Origin of the sequence: Alistipes finegoldii DSM 17242, assembly GCF_000265365.1 — a bacterium.
GTDB classification, from domain to species: domain Bacteria; phylum Bacteroidota; class Bacteroidia; order Bacteroidales; family Rikenellaceae; genus Alistipes; species Alistipes finegoldii.
Genome location: NC_018011.1, coordinates 1,144,239 through 1,164,232, shown reverse-complemented (window position 1 = coordinate 1,164,232; position 19,994 = coordinate 1,144,239). Strand labels below are relative to the sequence as shown.

General features: G+C 55.0%; 10 protein-coding genes. 1 reads left to right on the top strand and 9 read right to left on the bottom strand.

What is annotated here, in order from left to right; genetic code table 11:
• Nucleotides 1–325: 325 nt before the first annotated feature.
• Nucleotides 326–1,183, top strand: a complete 858-nt coding sequence (locus ALFI_RS05305) for a metallophosphoesterase (protein WP_244076206.1) — start codon at nucleotides 326–328, stop codon at nucleotides 1,181–1,183.
• Nucleotides 1,184–1,242: 59 nt separating this feature from the next.
• Here ALFI_RS05305 and ALFI_RS05300 read toward each other — a convergent pair whose 3' ends face one another.
• The 9 genes from ALFI_RS05300 to ALFI_RS05260 form a co-directional block, all read right to left on the bottom strand.
• The gene (locus tag ALFI_RS05300) at nucleotides 1,243–2,079 is read right to left on the bottom strand and encodes an endonuclease/exonuclease/phosphatase family protein (protein ID WP_009599127.1); all 837 of its coding nucleotides are present in this window, start codon (nucleotides 2,077–2,079) and stop codon (nucleotides 1,243–1,245) included.
• An 8-nt stretch (nucleotides 2,080–2,087) separates the two neighbouring features.
• Nucleotides 2,088–4,082 carry a glycoside hydrolase family 65 protein gene (locus tag ALFI_RS05295; protein ID WP_014775059.1) on the bottom strand — a complete coding sequence of 665 codons (1,995 nt, stop codon included), beginning with the start codon at nucleotides 4,080–4,082 and terminating at the stop codon, nucleotides 2,088–2,090.
• Nucleotides 4,083–4,086: 4 nt separating this feature from the next.
• Nucleotides 4,087–6,102, bottom strand: a complete 2,016-nt coding sequence (locus ALFI_RS05290) for a glycoside hydrolase family 97 protein (protein WP_014775058.1) — start codon at nucleotides 6,100–6,102, stop codon at nucleotides 4,087–4,089.
• 49 nt (nucleotides 6,103–6,151) lie between these two features.
• On the bottom strand, nucleotides 6,152–7,261 hold the full coding sequence (locus tag ALFI_RS05285; protein WP_014775057.1) for an acyltransferase family protein: 1,110 nt from the start codon (nucleotides 7,259–7,261) through the stop codon (nucleotides 6,152–6,154).
• Between the two features lie 32 nt (nucleotides 7,262–7,293).
• Nucleotides 7,294–8,880, bottom strand: a complete 1,587-nt coding sequence (locus ALFI_RS05280) for a beta-N-acetylhexosaminidase (protein ID WP_014775056.1) — start codon at nucleotides 8,878–8,880, stop codon at nucleotides 7,294–7,296.
• Between the two features lie 22 nt (nucleotides 8,881–8,902).
• Complete coding sequence (locus ALFI_RS05275; protein WP_042493330.1) at nucleotides 8,903–11,191, bottom strand: glycoside hydrolase family 3 protein; 2,289 nt, start codon at nucleotides 11,189–11,191, stop codon at nucleotides 8,903–8,905.
• A 34-nt stretch (nucleotides 11,192–11,225) separates the two neighbouring features.
• Entirely contained in the window at nucleotides 11,226–13,556 is a 2,331-nt protein-coding gene (locus ALFI_RS05270) for a beta-glucosidase family protein (RefSeq protein WP_014775054.1), read from the bottom strand.
• A gap of 10 nt (nucleotides 13,557–13,566) precedes the next feature.
• Entirely contained in the window at nucleotides 13,567–15,420 is a 1,854-nt protein-coding gene (locus ALFI_RS05265; RefSeq protein WP_042493329.1) for a beta-N-acetylhexosaminidase, read from the bottom strand.
• Nucleotides 15,421–15,551: 131 nt separating this feature from the next.
• A complete protein-coding gene (locus ALFI_RS05260) occupies nucleotides 15,552–19,685 on the bottom strand; it encodes a hybrid sensor histidine kinase/response regulator transcription factor (RefSeq protein WP_014775052.1) in 4,134 nt (1,377 codons plus the stop codon).
• Between the last annotated feature and the right edge of the window lie 309 nt (nucleotides 19,686–19,994).

Genomic DNA, 19,994 nt, shown 5'->3' with positions numbered 1-19,994 from the left:
CCGCAACATATTATCAATCTTAATACATTTCATGATTTTCTGGGATCAAACATTAGCGATTCGTAGAGATGGGACCCGACTACAAATAGAGAACGGGATAAGAAGTAATGTCGTAAACGTGTGTCATGAGCATGTTTCATTTTACAATTTTCAGATAAAGTAGTTTCGGTTGAAATGCCGATACAAAATTCTTCTCTTATTTAGAAAAAAGGTCGAAATTTTACCGGAAAAACACCGTAAGGAAAATAAAGTGGGATTCCTTCGTTTTTTTTTGGATTTCGGCAACCCATTCGTTATTTTTGGCTATGCATTCATCTATAATCCAATGAAAAAGATCATTTTAACAACTCTTTGCTGTCTGACGGCCGCACTCACATCCGCAAGGGAAAAATCTCCGGTCACGATCATCATGCAGGTTTCGGACCCCCAGATGGGGTTCTATGCCGACAACCGCGACATGGCCTATGAAACCCGCACCCTCACAAAAACCGTCGAAGCAATAAACAGGCTCCGCCCCGATGTCGTCGTCTTCACCGGCGATTACGTGCACAATGCAGCGGACGAGAGCCAATGGACGGAATTCCTGCGGATCGTCGCAGAAATAAATCCCCGCATCAAGACCCTTTATCTCCCGGGCAACCACGACGTCCGGCTGGAAGAGGGTTCCGTCGATGTGGAACCCTACACGAAACACCTCGGAATCGACCGCTTCTGTGTGCGTGTGAACGGGATCCTACTGACCGGAATCAACTCGGATTACCTGAAAGACGAAACCCGGGACCCCTCGAAAGAAGAGAATCAGTTCCGGTGGCTGGCCCGTTCGCTCAAAAAGAAAAGGCCCAGCCGGACATCTCTTGTCTTCGCACACCACCCGTTCTTTCTCCGGCAAATCGACGAACCGGACGGCTATTCGACCATTTCGCCGGAAAAACGCCGGAGATATTTCGAACTGTTCCGGGAAACCGGTGTGCAAACCGTCTTTACGGGACATTTGCACGACAACGCGGAGACATCGTACGACAACATCGGAATGATAACCACGAGTGCCGTGGGCCGACCGTTGGGAGACGCTCCTTCGGGAGTACGGATTATTGTCATCAAGGATCGAACGATCATCCACCGGTACTATCCGCTCGATGAAATACCGGACGCTCGAACCGGACTGATCCAGGCTCTCCGATAACGGAGTTCAAATTCCGGACGGTACGACGAGGCCGGTTCGACGAATCGGCCTCGTCGCTTTCAGAGCGTAAAAACCATTGCTATCGGATAGTGATCCGAAATGTAAGGCGCCCCGTAATCGCCGTCGAGGGTGACGAACTTTCGACATTTCATCCTGCCGCGGTAGAAAAGATGATCGAGAATAATCGTGTCCGGAGCCGATCCGAAACCATTGAATGTTCCCTTTTGATCGGTTTCCGCCGCTGTATCGCGTGCCGAAGCCATCAGTCTGGTCAACGGCTTGAGATGCGGATTGTCAATGGATGTATTAAGGTCTCCGCCCAAGATAACCGCCGCTTTCTTACCGGCAATCTGTCGAATCTTCGTCACGATCAGTTTCACGCCCTCCTCACGGGCAATTTTCCCTTGGTGGTCGAGGTGAGTGTTGAAATAGAAAAACTCTTTGCCCGAACTCTTGTCGCGCAATTCGACCCATGTTACCGTGCGGTTGCAGGCGGCATCCCATCCGCGCGACACGTTGTCGGGAGTCTCGCTGATCCAGAAGGTGCCGCTGTCCAGCAGTTCGAACCGGTCGCGGAGGTAGAACACCGCCATCGTTTCGCCGCCTTCGGCCCCGCCGTCACGATCTTCGCCGACACGGGCATACCGGGGACATTCGGTGTCGATGTAATACAACTGGTCTTGCATGGCTTCCTGCACGCCCATCACATCGGGAGCCTCCTGCCGGAGCATTTGCGCCGTGGCGTGACGACGGTTCGGCCAACTGTTGTCGCCGTCGCGCCCCCAACTGGTACGCATATTGAAAGAAATCAGTTTGATAGATACTGCATCCTGACCGGCCTGGACCGAGTTCGAGAAACAGAACGCAAGCAGCAAAAAAAGCATTGTCTTTTTCATCGGAATATTTATTGGTTCGTTGCCTGATAGATTTTACCATTTATTTTGATTCTCAGATTCTTCCATTGCGGCGGCAGGACAGACGGGCGCTGCACGAGACCGTCCGCCGTAATCTCCAGCCCGCCGAATCCGAACAGCACGGCCTGCAACATGCCGCCCGCACCCGTCATGAAATAGGGATTGCCGCTGGTGGCCGTTTCGGCAAACACCCCGAACGGCGGCCGCAGGTTGGGCAAGTAGGAGCGACGGAACATTTCGCAGGCTTTTTCGGCCATTCCGAGCCGGGCATACTGAATCGCAAAAACCGAGTAACTCATCGCCGGACCGTTACGCGGATCGATTCGGCGCTCGTAGTATTCCAGATCGCGCAACTGAGCTTCGCGTCCGGTCACGATGCCCAGCGGATAGCCCAGCAGGTTGGCATCGGCCTGTTTGATCATCTCGCCGTCGTAGCCGGCATGCTCGCGCGTCGTTCCGTCGGCGAAGTGCGGGATGCGAAGGCCCGCGGCTACTGCACTCCACTGCGGATCGGGACGCTCGCCGCAAAGCTCCGCCGCAGCCGAAGCGTACTCCAGTGCCCGGCGGGCCGCGCCGTTGGTAAAGGCATTGTCCGTGACGCCGACGGCGTATTCGTTGGCTCCGATCACATTGCGGATCGAGTAGCTGCCGTCGGCATTCGCCGTAACGCGATCGCACCAGAAACGTGCAGCCTCGCGCATCAGCGGGAAACCCTCGCGGCGCAGCCACTCCCGGTCCTGCGTCACACAGTAATAGTTCCAGCTGGCGATGGCGATATCGGCTGTAATATGATGTTCGAGCGGACCGGTGAGGGCAAAGGTCGGCGTAGCCTCCTCGCCCCGGTCATCCCCTTCCCAGGGGAACATCGCGCCCCGATAGCCGTGGGCGTAGGCCCGACGACGGGCCGCATCGAGTCCGTCGGTTCGGTAATCGAGCATCTGGCGCGCCAGGCAGGGCCGGAGCACCAGCAGCGCCGGATACATCCAGATCTCAGAATCCCAGAAGATATGACCGTTGTAAAAGCCCCGGGCCGAAAGGCCCATCGGCGGAATACTCCGGCGACTGCCTTCACGGATAGAGCCGTAAAGGTTGAACAAGGCGAAACGCACATCCAACTGTGCCGTGGGATCGCCTTCGATCTCGATATCGCCCTGCCACAACTCCGCCCATTTCCGTTCGTGTGCCGCAACGAGTTGCGCCGCTCCCTCCCGGGCTGCATAAATAGCCTGCCTTTCCGATTCATTCCACGGGTCGGCGAAAGCGGCTGTAGTACAGATTGTTCCCACAAGGGAGAACGACGCCCGGCCGCCCTTGCGCAGAACAATCCTCACGCTTTCCGGTGAGACCGCTTCGCACCCTTCACCGCAAAGAAAAGTCGACGAAGCCACAATATGGTCGCGGCCGCGGTTGTAACTGCCGGAAGTGCGCTGTACGGCAATACGGCTGCCGTCCTCACATCCGACCGTGCGCGACTCCCGCAGGGTGTCGGCGAACTCTCCGGGAACGGTATGACCGTTTGAAAAAAGAACCTCTGCATCGCGTTCCGCCGTCACTTCCACTTCTGTCATAAGAGCGTAAGGCATGTTCCGCAAGGCCCGTATACGATAGACGACCGTCACACCGTCCGTTGAAAAACGGGTCGTGTGCACTGCACGCCGCATATCGACCGACTGATGCTGTGGACGGACCTCCGACGGATCGAACCGATGACCATCGACAGCCATTGTCAACCCCAGCGGATTGATCCCTTCCAGAATACGACTCACATCATCTCCGAACCCCGGCTCATAACTCCCTCCCAGAATCACAGAACCGAGGGCAAAAGGCTCCCGACCCACGGCTACGCCAATTTCTCCGTTGGCCATGGCGACGGCAAAATAATCAGCCGTGGTATCTCGTGCGGTAATTACCCACCCTTCGCTGCGGGCATCGACCGACAGCGGAACGACCGACAGCAGCACGACCCAAAAAACAAGTCTCATCATGGTTCTATTCATTTACGGGAACAAACGTCACGGCCTGCCCGCCACGGGCAGTCATTGCAATTTCGAGCATATCGGCAGAAGTCACGGTCCGTTTTTCGATGCGATAGTTTTCGGGATTCTCCGCAGAATCCGGAGCGTCGGCATAGATCGTTGCAGTATAAGTCATACCGGACTTCAGGAAGCCGAGTTTCTGGGTCAATGTCCGGGGCTCATCGTTCGTGCCGGCGCCCAGGAAGAAACTGTCATCCGCACGGCGTACGACGACAATATATTCGCCGGGTTCACCCTGCAATGCTTCGGACCAGTCACAGTCGGCATCGAAATCCCGGAAGAATTGGAAAGCCGGATGTCCCTCGTAGTTTTCGATCAGATCGGACGCCATCTGAAGCGGAGAATAAATAATCACCCAGTTGGCAATCTGACGTGCCAGCGTAGTCTTGATACAACACGAATTGTTGTCGCCGTTCCACTCCTGCATTCCGGTTTCCCGGCCCCGGACGCGCGAGTAATCAAGATCGAATACCCCCGGCGTATAATCCATCGGACCGCTCAGGAGCCGTACGAAAGGCAGCGTACAGAGATACTCCGCGGAGTTCCCTTCCGACCATGCGTTCCACTCCATGCCGCGTGCCCCCTCCCGGGTCATCATATTGGGCCACGTGCGGCGAATGCCCGTATCCTTGATCGGCTCGTGGGCATCGATGACGATCCCATAACGGGCCGCCGTCTCGACGACACGCTGGTAGTGCCGCACGCCATACTGCGAGTGGTGGAGCTGGCCGTCCCTGAAGCCTCCGGCATATCCCGTTTTGACGGCATGCACACCCAATCCGGCATAGCGCTGCATAGCCGTTTCCAGAGCCGCTTCATATTCAGGAATATTACCACCCGTTTCATTGTGCATCCACAACTCGATGTTCTTCTCCCGGGCATACGCGGCAATGCGGTCGAGATCGAAATCTGCATAGGGCTTCACATAATCGAAGTGCTGCGTTTTACCCCAGTTCTCCCAGCCTTCGTTCCACCCTTCGAACAACACTCCCTGAATATTGTTCGCCGCTGCGAAGTCAATATGACGCAGAGCATTCTCCGTCGTCGCTCCATGCCGGGGTCCCATTGTCCATGTATGGGTGCCGAGATGCAGTCCCCACCATACGCCGATATATTTCTGCGGTTTGATCCACGAAGTGTCAGCAATCTTCGAAGGCTCGTTCAGGTTAAGGATCAGCGACGAGTTGATCAGGTCCACCGCTTTGTCTCCCACTTGGATCGTCCGCCACGCCGTCATGAATTTCGAGGGAATACGAGCCTTTATACCGTCAGGCAGCGGAGCCAACTCGGCTTTGAAGGCCAGCGAATCGGTCCGGTAGAGATTCATTTCGGGGAAATCGTACAGCGCCGCTTCGTGAATCGAACCGTATGTGCCGTCCACACGGAATGTGAAAGGCGTATTGGCGTTTTCGACGGCCGAAACCGGCAGTTCGCGATACAACAATTCATAGGTGTTGAAATTTCCAGGAATCGACCACGACACGCCGTCTTCGGCGAAGCGGAATTCGGTCAGTTCATCGGTGACGGTCAGCGAATCGAGGTCCGGCACCTCCCATTCATAGCGGAATGCCACACCGTCGTCAAAAGCCCGGAAACGAAGCGTCAGCAACACGCCGTCGTCGTTTTTCAATACCGCCGTCATTTCGTTGTGGCAATCGCGCAGGATTTTATTTTCGCCCCACGGCTGCGTCCATGTTTCGTCCACGGACCTTTTCACAATCTCCCGTACCGAAAAGCCGCCGGCGAGGTTCCGTTCTTGCACCACGAGGCCCAAGGCAGAAGGAAGGATCAAAGGTTTGCCGTCGCGTTCGACGGTATAGGCCATGCAGCCGTCGGCGCCCGTCACGAACGAAAGGCGTGTGCGCCCGTCGGGAGAAATTATCTCCGGATTCCCGCCGCATGCAAACAGAAGCAAGCACACACAGGACAAAAACAAGTTCCGGAACGAGAACTTCAAAGTTTGGTTCATGCTAAATTTATTTAAATGAGGTTATTGTAATTTTCGGGCTATTTGCCGGTCATACCTTAAGGAAAGTGTTTTTTCGATACAAGAAATAGAGAAACAGCCAGCAGAGCACGATATAACCTATATCGTAGATCACCGCCCCTACTGTTTCACTGCATTTAGAAGCAAGTCCGCCGACGAAAAAATCGGACGCATAACGCAGTGGAATAATCCGCTGCGCCATATAAATCGTAATGGAATTCAATCCGATAACCCGGAAAACGAACGTCCATCGTTTGTACCCGCACACGTCAATCAGGTAATAAAACAAGGCGGTCATCCCCAGCGAATAACCGGAGACCACGCAAGTGAACGAACTGCTCCATAAATTCTTGTTGACCGGCATGATAAGATTCCAGCACAAGCCCGCCGTCGTGATCGCCAGTGCGGCGACGGCCATATAGAACGCTTTCCAAGAGCCAGAGAGCCCTCTCCGGCCATCGAGCAAAAATTCGCCGGTGAACATTCCGAATAGAGCCGATACGACTGCCGGCAGGGTGCTCAATATCCCTTCCGGATCGAATGCCCCGTAAAGGATGTGTCCGGGAAGGTACTGTCGGTCAATCCATCCGGCCAGACACCCCTCCACCGAAAGCGGATCGGCACCGACCGGAGCATCGGGGGCTACGACCAGGCCGAGCAGCAGTGAATAGCCTATTAGGATAATCCCGGCAACAGCTATCCGAGTTCTCACGCTGCAATACACGCAGAGCAGTGCGGCGAACATCCAGGCCAAGCCGATCCGTCCCAGCACGCTTGCTATGCGCAACGAGGAGAAATTGAGCTCGAACAACCCGTTATAAACCATTCCCAACAGGGCAAGAATCAGTCCGCGGCGGAAAATCCGGTCCAGAATCCGTTTTCTGCCGAATCCGCGTGCACGCTGTTTGGCCAGCGAGAAGGGGAACGCCACGCCTGCGATAAAAAGAAACAGAGGAAAGATCGTGTCTTGAATCGTTAGTCCATTCCACGCCGCATGCTGCATCTGCGACGCAAGCATATCGGTAAAAGATCCGGGCCACAGTGCGCACAACGAGGTCACGAGCCCTGAAAAGCCCATAATAAAGAACATATCGACCCCCCGCAGGGTGTCCAAAGATAAAAGTCGTCTGTTCGGGTTCATCATCGCAGTATATTTAGCACCGGTAGACCGATTTATTCGCCCGTTCCATCGAAGAAATAGGAGGCGTAGCGATAGCCGCATTTGTCGTAAAGTTTCCGGAATACCGTCATGCGCCGGGTGAAATCCCCGAAATCGCGGCGGTCGCAGGCCCATCCCACCTCCGCTAATGCGGCCAGCCGCGGCAAGGCCATATGCTGTGCATGGGCAAAAGAAGCGATATATTCCGTCCATATATTCCCTTGTACTCCCTGAATACACGATTGTTCCGCTGAAGAAAGACGGTCATAGGGATCGAACGAATAAACCTTACGAACCGGCACGTAACCGCCGATACCGAGTGGTTCGAGGCGCTCCGGCTCCTGCGTCTGAAAATAATCGAGATAACAATGCGTGTTGGGGGTCATGATCACCTGATTCCCGGCCTTGGCAGCGGCAACGCCGCCATCGGCACCGCGCCACGACATAATCGTAGCCGTCTTTGAAATCCCTCCTTCGAGTATTTCGTCCCACCCGATCAGATTGCGCCCCCGGGCGTTGAGCCATTTTTCAATCCGATGGACAAAATAACTCTGCAATTCGTTTTCATGCTCTAACCGCTCATTACGGATACGCTGCTGACAGGCGGGACAGCTCGTCCAACTCTGTTTGGGACACTCATCCCCGCCGATATGGATATATTCCGAGGGAAACAGTTCACACACCTCTGCAAGCACGTTCTCCATGAATTCGAACGTCGAATCCTTGCCCGCGCAATAAACTTCCGGGAATACGCCCCATCGCGTCCGTACCATATACCCCTCACCGGCACACCCCAGCCAGGGATAGGCCGCCAGTGCCGCCGAGGCATGTCCCGGCATTTCGATTTCAGGGATGACCGTAATGAACCGTTCGGCCGCATAGGCTACGACGTCACGAATTTGTCGCTGCGTATAGTATCCTCCCGAAGGTATGCCGTCGTAGATATTCGTATTGCGTCCAAGGACTGTTTCGGCACGCCGTGACCCCTCTTTCGTCAATCCGGGATAATGCCTGATCTCGATACGCCATCCCTGGTCGTCGGTCAGATGCCAGTGAAAACGGTTGAGTTTGTGGAGCGCCAATATGTCGATGAACGTTTTGATCTCGTCAACCGTGAAGAAATGACGGCAGCAGTCGAGCATGGCGCCGCGATAAGCGAAACAAGGTTCATCCTCCACATGCACTGCCGGAAGTCGCATGCCATACTGCGAGATAAGTTGACGCAAGCTCTGCAATCCGTAGAAGAGTCCCGAAGGGGAACCGCCCGTCACGGCGACACGCCCTTGGCCGATGTCGAGCGAATAGGCCTCCGCCCTGAGCGCCGGATCGATCCCGAGTACGATGCCGCTTTCGGAAATTCCGGAAACTTTCAGCCGAAGTCCATGTTCCCGGCAAATATCCCGCACAAAGAGTTCCGCGACACTCCGCAACGCTTTAGCCCCGCCGGGTACAGCGATCCGCGATCCGGCGGAGAGCACCGCTCCTTCGCCAGTTGCGTAAGCGATGTGCTGAGGCATGGGAACGATCGCGGGAGAATCCGCCGCTCGGGTTTCCGTAAATGAAACAGCAAGCGCCATGACGGCAAAAAAAACATTTTTCATATCGGTATGTTTTAGAACGGTTTCAGGGAATGTTAGGGGTGTCCCACACCCGGGTTTCCACGCATCGGACGAACAGGGTCTCCGTACCCATACGGATCCGGAAATCGCCCTTTTCGAGCCGCCAGCGACCGTCATAACCGACAAACGCCAGATCGGATGCCGGTATCGAAAGCGTCACCGTACGGGTTTCGCCCGGTTCAAGGGAGATCTTCTCGAAATTGCGCAGCCGGATCACGTCAGGCGTCAGGCTTGCCACCAAATCGCTCGACCAGAGCAATACGGCCTCCTTGCCCGCGCAGTCGCCTGTATTGGAGATATCGACCGTGAACGAAAGCGTATCTCCGGCCCGAAATTCCGTAAGGTTAGCCCGCAGATTTCCGTATTCGAATGTAGTGTAACTCAATCCGTGGCAGAAAGGCCATTGCACGTCCATCACGGCATCGTAGTTGTATTCGCCCTCCATCGTACCCCTTTTCTGACAGGGTTTGTAGTCATAGGTGGCCAACGCATCGGGCCAGCGCGGATAGGTAAAGGGAAGCCGGGCGCTGAAGTTCGCATCCCCGGCAAGCAGATTGGCCAGTGCGTCACCCCCGTAATTGCCGGGCAGCAGGATATCGACGACAGCCTGCGCCAACGGCTCTATATCGCCGATCAGACGCGGCCGTCCCTCGTTCAACACCAATACGAGGGGTTTCCCCGTAGACGCCAGTTCGCGGACCAGTTTTTTCTGGTTTTGCGACAAGTTCAGATCATTCATGTTGCCCGGAGTTTCACAATAGGAGTTCTCGCCGATGCAGACGACAATCACGTCTGCATCGGCCGCTGCCGAGACTGCTTCGCCGATTCCCCGCACACGCTCCACCTGCCAATTCTCCGAGGGGGTGCCGTATTCTACGCCTGGAATCCAGGTAACATGATCGAATTTACGCGCCAAGGCCTCGTAAATCGTATTGTAACGATCTGCAAACTCATCGCAACGCTCACCCTGCCAGGTGTAAGACCAGCCGCCGTTGAGACAGCGCATGAAATTGGCATTGGGGCCGGTGAGCAGGATACGCGCCGACTTCGGGAGCGGTAGCAGACCTCCGTCGTTTTTGAGCAGCACCTCCGACTCTTCGGCAGCTTGCAAAGCCACGGCGGCGAATTCATCACTCGCGAAACGATCGAACTTCGAAGTGTCCGGGAACGGCTCTTCGAACAGCCCGATGCGCATTTTCAACCGCAAAATCCGACAAACGGCATCATCGATGCGTCTTTCGGAAACCAGCCCTTCCTCGACCAGTTCACGGAGATAGACGCAGAAATCCCGGTCCAAAGGGACCATGGCCATATCGATCCCGGCATTTATAGCGATCCGAACCGCATCCTTGCGGCTCTCGGCGATATGATCCCGCTCATATAGATTGTAAATATCATTCCAATCCGTAACGATCACCCCGTCCCAGTTCAGTTCTTCCTTCAACCACCCCGTGAGCAACTCGCGGTTGGCATGAAAGGGCATACCGTCGTTGTTGGACGAGTTGACCATCAACGACAGCGCCCCGGCCCGGATACATTCGAGAAAGGGGGCAAAATATTTTTCGCGCAGGGCGTTGCGCGTAACGGACGAAGGCGTTCGGTCCTTGCCCGACACGGGGACGCCGTAGGCCATGAAATGCTTCAAACAAGCAGCCACCCGATACATCCCGATCCGATTGGGATCATCGCCCTGCAAACCGCGCACGGAAGCCGCCGCCAACCGGGAATTGACACAAACATCCTCTCCGTAACTCTCCCACATCCTCGACCATCGGGGATCGCGTCCCAAATCCATCACCGGCGCAAAATTCCACGGAATGGCACAGGCACGGGTTTCATAAGCCGAAATCTCCGACGAACGGCGCATCAGTTCACAGTTCAGCGCGGCACCCATGTTGATCCCCTGCGGAAAAAAGGTTGCACCGCGGGTGTAGGAAGCACCGTGCATTTGATCGACACCGTAAATGCAGGGAATCCCCAGGCAGTCGAGCGAACGACGCTGAATCCTACCGATAATCTGCGTCCATGCCTCCCGGGACTGCGCCTCATCGAACGGTACGTTGAGAATCGACCCGACTTTGTAATGTCCGATGACCGTATCGAGCAGCTCATCGCTGATGAACGGATGCCCGGAATCATTCATATCGGTCACCATGCTGACGGTCAACTGACACATTTGGCCGATTTTCTCTTCAAGCGTCAGGCGGCCGAGTATCTTTTCAATCCGGGTTTCGATCTTCGCATCGGGCCGGATAGCGGGCGGCACTGCTGCAAACAGCGCATTGCAGCCCATACAAATCAACAAACAAGCTATTATTTTCATTGCATCAGAATTTGAGTCGTCGCAGGGGCTCCTGCGGTTTCAGTACGTCATGCACCTTGCGCTCGGAAGCTTTGGCGACAAAAGGCAGCCGCTGGACAATGTCGTCGGCAGAACGCCCCAGTTCGGCCATATAGCGCCCCGAATCGACGACAAACGCCGAAATACGCTCGTCGAACGAGGCCAGATCGGCAGCCGCGAAACGAAGGGTCAGCGCCTGCGACTCCCCGGGCTGCAATTCCCGGCTTTTGGCAAAAGCCCTCAATTCGCGCACGGGCTTCGGCAGCGCCCCTTGCGGGGCTGCAACATAAAGTTCAACGACCTCCCGTCCGGCGCGCGAACCTGTATTGGTTACACGGAGCGTTACCGCATAATCCGTCCCGGAACGCCTGACGGCCGCATCCGTCCACTCGAAGGTCGTATACCCCAAACCATAGCCGAAAGGATAGGACACCGCCTCCGGAGCATGGGTCGAGAAATAGCGGTAACCCACCCAGATATCCTCCTCGTAACAAGTGAATCCCAGGTTTCGCAGGTGCCGTTCCGGGGCGTCGTCGGCCCAATCGCCGCAGCGCCCCCGATAGTCGAGCGGAAAATTCTTCGATGACGGATGATCCGAATAATCCGCCGGAAAAGTCATCGGCAGCCTTCCCGAAGGCGATACGCGGCCGCTCAAAACATCAGCCATGGCATTCCCGGCTTCCAAACCTCCCTGCCAGGCCAACAAGATAGCGTCGGGAAGTTCCTTCCACGACATGGTTTCGATCACGCCGCCGATATTGAGCACCACGACCACCTTCTTACCCGCGGCATGAAACGCCGAGCAGACCGATTCGAGCAGTTCCCGTTCGGCTTCCGTCAGGTAGAAATCCGATGTAGGACGATCGTTGTATTCACCCGAATTGCGGCCTAAGGCAACGATGGCCGCATCGCTGTCCGCCGCACGCGAAGCGATGAATTCCGGCGTCAGCGTCGTTTCGGGGACAAACCACTTTTCGCCCAAATAACGCAGGGCGTTCTGCTCCGCGAGCAGTGCCTCACCGAAAGACATGTATTTTGCATAGAGATCTGCCGTACGGGTGTTAAGCCGGAATCCGGCGTTGCGCAAACCTTCGTCCAAATCGACCGTATAGGCTTTGTTGACGTGTCCGGCGCCCGTACCTCCGGCAATGCAGTCATAGGCATTGACTCCGAACACCGAGAGATTACATCCTGCGGCAAGTGGTAAAGCAGCGCCTTCGTTGCGGAGCAAAACCATGCCTTCCGCTGCCACCTGACGCGATACGGCAGCATGTGCTTCCAAGTCGGGAGTCTCCGACACGGCTTGTTTCCGGAAACGGGGCGTCCGCAGAATATATTCGAGTACACGGGTCACACACCGGTCAACATCCGCCTCGGCGAGTCTCCCGCTGCGCACCGCTTCTACAATCTCTCTCGCCTGAGCCGGTTCTCCCGGCATCATCAGGTCGTTGCCGGCATGTACTTGTGCCACGGTGTTACGTTTTCCGATCCAGTCCGACACGACAAGACCTTCGTAGCCCCATTCGTCGTGCAGAACAGTGGTCAGCAACTCGCGGCTCTCCTGCGTATAAGGTCCGTTGATACGATTGTAGGACGACATGACCGTCCACGGACGCCCCTCCTTGACGGCGATCTCGAATCCTCGCAGATAAATCTCACGCAACGCACGTTGCGACACCCGGGCGTCATTCTGTAAGCGCATCGACTCTTGGTTGTTGGCCGCAAAGTGCTTGACCGAAGTCCCTACGCCTTGCGACTGAATGCCCCGCACCATCGCCGCGCCGCATTTGCCGCTCAGCAACGGGTCCTCGGAATAATATTCGAAATTGCGGCCGCAGAGCGGATGGCGGTGGATGTTCATACCCGGACCGAGAATCACGTCGCAGCCATATTCGAGCACCTCGTTACCCATCGCTGCGCCACAGCGTTCAATAGCCGCCTCGTCCCAGGTCGAGGCGAGCATCGTGCCGATCGGAAAAGCCGTACAGAAATAAGTCCGTGCATCTCCTGCACGTTCCGGATCGATACGAAGGCCCGCAGGACCGTCGGCCATCACCGTTGTCGGAATGCCGTAGGATTCCAAAGAGCGGGTAGTTCCGGCCGAACCGGGAACTGTTTTCAACGTGCGGCCCGTTACAGCGCCCTCGCCAGCGTAACCCTCCATTGAGGTTCCCACCAGCAGGCCGGCCTTCTCCTCAAGGCTCATAGCCGCAACGATCTTCCGGACCGGAGCCTCGCCCAACCGGGGCTTTGCAGACGGAACCGCCACGACCAGCGTCACGGGAAACAAAAACAGTGCGATCAGTAGTTTTTTCATAAAGTATCAATTAACGGTCTGTCGAGGCGTATACCTCGGGAGTATTCAGATAAGTATAGTAATTATCGACATTGCGGCGGGCATCGACATAGAGTTCCGTCATGGTCCCCTCCATCCTGCCTGCGACAAAGAGCGCCGCCCGGACGGTTGTCCCCGCTTTCACGACAAAAGGCCCGTCGTAAAGGTCTGATCCGGGAACCGGGGCCGTACCGTCCAAAGTATAGCGTACTTCGGCGGGATATTTCTCCGTGTCGAGCGTCACCCGGGCCTTTTTGCCTTCGGAAAGCATCTGAGCCGTAATCACAACGTCGTCGCTCAATGGAAAAGCATTGATTCCCCGCGCATGCAGCAACGATACATGAACATTGATACGACGACGGAAATCATTCCACTCACGTCGCTCCCGGGGAGTCCAGGCAAGTTCGGAAACTGCCAGCAAACGCGGGAAAATCATGTATTCCAAATGTTTTTCCGTTTCTATAAACTCGGTCCATGTGCAACCCTGTACCCCGATGACGTGCTCTTTGCCGCCGTCATAGATATATTCGACCGAATCCGGCGAAACGAATTCACCGCGAATTATCGATTCATTGTCGGCCGCCTTTGCAGGGGTATCGGGGACGGGATGAAAACCGTACATCTTCCGAATCGGCGAGAAACCGCCCATCGCGCGCGGCTGTGTATGAGGATCGGCCTGATACCAGTCGAAATAGAGGATCTCGCCCGGCGACATGACCACATCGTAACCGCGGTTGGCCGCCTCGATGCCTCCTCGCTGCCCCCTGTAGGAAATTACCGTAGAGGTGGATCGCAGGTTGTTCTTCAGGATTTCATCCCATCCGATCATCGTGCGTCCGTGTTCCGCCAGAAACTTTTCGGCGTGTTCGACCAGATAGCATTGCACCTGGTCCACTCCGCCCAACTCCCTGGCCAGATGCCGGCATCTGGGACAGCTCTTCCAAGCTGTCCGGTCGGCCTCGTCGCCGCCGATATGGATGTATTTCGAGGGGAACAACTCCAGAACCTCGGTCAGGACCTCGTCCATAAATTTCAACGACTGCGGATTGCCGACGCAAAACTCGCCGGAAGTATAGGCCCGGCCCGAGCAGCAGAGCTCCGGATAAGCTGCGAAAACCTCGTCGGAGTGCCCCGGGAACTCAATTTCCGGAATCACCTCGATGAAGCGTTCGGCAGCATAGGCAACGATTCTGCGAATTTCCTCTTTCGTATAGTAACCGCCATAGGCCCCCGGTGTGTCCTCGGGTACATAATGCCTGTCGCCGTAACTCCACCATTCGAGCCAGTCGGACTCCGTACGGAATGCTCCCAGCCGGGTCAGCAGCGGATAAGCGTCGATCCTGATGCGCCAGCCGCCGTTATCCGCCAGGTGGAAATGAAATTTGTTAAGCTTGTACCGTGCCATTTCATCGAGGAGCCGGAATATCGTTTCAACGGGGAAAAAGTGCCGCGAAACATCGAGATGAATACCCCGATAACCGAAACAGGGATTATCGATGATTTCCACGCAGGGAATCCCCTGTGCGGTCGCCAACAGGCACAGCGTCTGCCGGCCGTAGAACAGTCCCGCGGAATCCAGGGCCGTAAGGTCAATGCCCCGGCGAGTCACTTTCAGCCGGTAACCCTCCGGACGAATCTCCGGAGCCGAAGGATCGATTCGGCAGGCAACGTACCCATCGCCTGCACGCTCCACGAATCGGGCGCTGTCCGTTTCAAAGTAACCTCCCGTAAAGGTTGCCTCCTGCGGCATCGGCACCAGAATCATTTCGCCGACAGATCTCCGGCAGGCAGTGCCGAAGAACGAAAGAGCGACAATGGAGATTGCAAAAATGAGTTTCATAATCATATCCTATGGATTGAGCCGATTCCATCCACTCTGCCGGGACAAAATCTACCGGGTACGAAAATACTCCTGACATGGATCATGCAGGTCGAATTTTTACCGAAAAACGGTTGTAGGCCCGCTTCTGCGGACAATCAAGCGATTTTATCGCCTTTTTCGTTCAGTCTGTCGATAAATTCCTTGGGAGAGAATCCGAATTTCTTTCTGAAGCACGTACTGAAATATTTCGGGTCGTTGAATCCGGAAGCATAGGCCAGATCGGCAATACGCATCTTCTTCTGCTCTTCGAGCAAATGATAGGCAGCACGCAGTCGCACGTCAATGATGAATGCAGCCGGAGTCAACCCGGTGAGCGATTTGAGTTTTTCGGTAAGAATCGTTCGCGACATATTCATTTCACGGGTAAAATCGGCCTGTGCAAATTCGCAATCGTCGATATGCGCATTGACGCACGCCATAGCCTGACGCATGAACTTTTCGTCCATCGAAGTATACTCCAGTTTCTCCACCTCAAAAACCGGCTGGTTGCGGAAATGCAGGCCCCGAATCTCCAATTTTCGGAGTTGATTGACAATCTGAGCGTAGAGCAACTGCAGGTTGAAGGGCTTGGTGACATAGCCGTCCGCCCCCGAATTGTACCCTTCAATCCGGCTTTCGTCGGCATTTTTGGCCGTAAGCAGGATAACCGGAATATGACAGTATTCGAAGGTCTGCTTGATCCGTCGGCACAATTCGATACCGTCCATGCCGGGCATCATGATATCCGAAACGACCAGATCGACCGGCTGTCGGGACAATATACGAAGCGCTTCTTCTCCGTCGGATGCCGTTTCAATTCGGAAATAGGGCGCCAAAAGATTGGAGATCAACAAGAGCAGTTCTTCGTTGTCATCGACGACCAACAGCGTATGGTCAGTGCGTGTGCGGGAGGGGGTATCGGTCATCGCCACATCGGGCTGCACCGGAACGAATTCTCCGGCCCCTTCGTAATTTTTTTCCGCGGCATCGTCTCCGGTATCATCGTCGATCTCCTCTTCGGTATAAGCATCTCGACCTATGGGTAGCGTGATTCGGAAACAGTTGCCGTCCTGCTCGTCGCTCGACACCCGGATTGAACCTCGGTGGAGGTCGGTGAGATCCTTGACCAACGACAGACCGATACCGGTTCCAATCGTATGGTGTTTCCGGTAATTGCCGTCGTAAAACCGGCGAAAAAGTCCGTCGATAGTCTGCTGGGTCATCAGTTCGCCGCTGTTGGCGACCGAAATGCAGACCGAACAGTCGTCTCCGGTTTCGATCCGGATGATAATTTCACCCTTGTCGGGCGTGTATTTTGCCGCATTGGACAGCAGGTTGTAGACGATCTTATCGAGTTTGTCGGGATCGAACCAGCCGTCGACCTGTTCCGACGAAGCACGGAAATAGACCTTGAGCTGCTTTCGGGCCACAAGCGGGGCAAAAGCTTCCACACACCGGCGAACGAATCCGACGACATCGCCATGCGAAACACGGATTTTCAGATTCCCGCTCTCGACTTTCCGGAATTCGAGTATCTGCTGAATCAGTCGCATCAGCCGCGTCGCATTGGCCGACATGACACCGTAAAGAGTTTGATTGTCCCCTGTGCCGTTGTTCAAGTTCTGGAGCGAAGTAAGAATAATCGTCAGCGGAGTCATCAGTTCGTGAGTGACGTTGGTGAAAAACTGCAATTTGGCATGATTCAGTTCTTCGGTTTTTTGTCGCTCCAACTTCGAAATCTGCACCTCCTGACGCAGCCGGAGCCGGTAGCGCAGGAACCGCACGACCCCATAGGCGAGCACCAGCAGCAGCACGGAATAGATCGTCCAGGCCCACCACGAAAGCCACGGGGCGGGGAGTATCCGCACTGTGAGCGTCCGCTCGTTGCTGCTCCACACGCCGTTTTCCCCGGCAGCCTGCAGACGGAATGTGTAGGTTCCCGGTGAAAGATTGCTGTATGAGGCGAAACGGTGGTGCGAATCGGCCGTAACATACTCCTTATCAAATCCGTCGAGCCGGTATCTAAAAATATGATCGCGCGGATTGGCATAGGAGAGCATCGAGAATTCGATGAAGAAGTTGTTCCGGTCGTGCGTAAGCGTCACGGCATCCGTGTAATCGATATCCCGGAGAGAGATGCGCGATCGTTCCCGTGCGGGAATGGTCCGTAACGAACGATTGTGCACCTTGAAGTCTGTGAGCACGATCGGCAGTCTCGTCTGGTGGGGCTGCGTGCGATTGCCGGTGAATATCATCAGCCCATTCGATCCTCCGAAAGCAATGCGTCCGTAATCGACCTGCGCCGAAGCGTTTCGGTTGAAGAAGAACGACTGCATGTCGGCCGATATAATATAGGTATTGATATGCTCGGGATTGCCCAGGCTGTCCGGCGAAAAGGAAAAGACCGAATTATTCGTGGTAATCCACATCCGGCCGTTTTCATCCCGGGCAATATTGCCGATACCTTTGTTTTCCAGATTCGGGAAAGCCGACACGGCCTTAAAGCTCCCTTCCGAAGGAATACGGACCGCAAGTCCGTCCGCAAAAGTTCCGGCCCAGATACACCCCGTATCGTCGGCCTGCAGGCAATAGACATGATCGGAAATCATGCCGTTGTCGCGTGTATACTGCCTCCAGGCTCCGTCTGCCGTACGGATATGCAGAATGCCCTGACCGTTGGAAGCGATCCAGACATCGCCTGCTTTGTCGCAACAGATGTCGAACACATAAGTCTGATCGAATGGCGTAGCGTATCCGAGCCATTCAGCAGCGGTGTGGAAACGCCCGTCTGTCGATTCGACGTAAATACCTAACCGGGAGCCTATCCACAGATTGCCGTGCGTATCCTCACACAGAGCAATCACGCAGTCGTCCAGAAAGTTCGGCTGGTTGAAATGATTGATCTGCCGAACCTTGTGCTGCGTTTCGTTATACACCCAAATACCGGCGTTTTGCGTTCCGAAATACAGTTCCCCGGTAGTCGAGCGGCGGATGATCGTATTGACGGTCGAAGTGTAAGGAAGCGACTTCAAATCGGGATGCTCGTGGTAATCGACGATTTTACCGCTTCGAATGTTGTATTTTATAAGGCCGAAATCAAGCAGCCCGAACCAGAAGTCGCCGTTTCCGGCGTAATACATACTTCGAACAGAACTCGTGTTGTAACGGGTTCTGATCGGTTCCAGCCGATCGGACTCGAATTTGGTTCCGCTGGTCTGGACCTTGCAGACGCCGCCACCCAACAAACCGATCCACATCAGTCCGTCACGGGTTCGAAGGATCGAATTCACCTCGTTATAGGGCAGGTCTCCCGCGTTGTCGCCGGGAAAGAAATTCTGGAACGAATCGGGATTGTCGATGTCGTGGAGGATGCTCAACCCGCTGCGACCACCGATCCAGATGGTATTCTGCTCGGGATTTTCCTCAATATCGTAAATAATATCGTCGAGCAGCGAGTGCGTTCTGCCCGGCACGTGTTTATAATGCACGTAACGGGTCGGTCCCGGGGCCAGAGGATTAACCAGCCGCACCACTCCGGCGCCCCACGTACCCACCCAGATATTACCCGCGACATCACGTGCCAAAACATGTGCTTTACGCAGCACGGCATCGTCGCAAGCATAGGCGCGATCCTCACGGATATCATAACGCAACAAACCCTGATCGAAAGCGGCGATCCACAGGTTCAGTTTGTCATCCTTGATGATGGAGGTGACCGCCTTGACGGGACGACCCGCCGAATTGGAGATCGGGACGGGATGAAAATTACGGTCGAGCGCATTTTTGCGGAAAAGGCCCTTGTCGCCGCCGATCCAGATGCCGTTGCCCGTATCGCACAGAATGACTGCGATGTTGCAATCCGCCAACTCTGGATATTCGTCGGCCACGATGTTTCCCGAAACCTTGTCGAGCCGAAAAAGGCCGTGCTCGGTTCCGATCCACAGGTTCTTGTCATGGTCCTCGGCAACGACATTGACGAACGTGTTGAACAACCCGTTCGAAACATCACGCATACCGTAGGTGATGGCTCCGTATCCATCGTAGCGGGCCAATCCGTTATAAGTTGGAATCCAGATATATCCATCGGAATCCTGATAAAGTTTGCGCACTTCGTTCGACGGCAGAATGTCGGAAGGTAACGGGGTGAAACGCACCTGAGGAAAAGACTCGGCAGCAACGATCTGTATCTCGGAAAGGACAAATCCGATGCAGACTATGAAAAAACGGGATATAAGAAAGCGACGATGCATAACGGGTATTTTCGGAAACTAAAGTATACATTTTTTTCGGGAAACACAACTGCATCCCGCCGAATTGTACGATCATTTGGCCGAAAGAGAACGGCGCAATACGGCTCAAAACGTCCGGACAACTGCAATTTCGCCTTTATTTCAATAAGGTATCCGTATACGGGAAAGAATCTTTCCGGAAAATATTCAACCCCGCGGCCGATAAAAATCCATTCTTTTGTAACTGCTTTCCCAAGTCCCCTAAAGAACGAACCGACCCTGATAACGATATGACAACAAAAACAGATCTTGTACGTCGAATAGTATCTT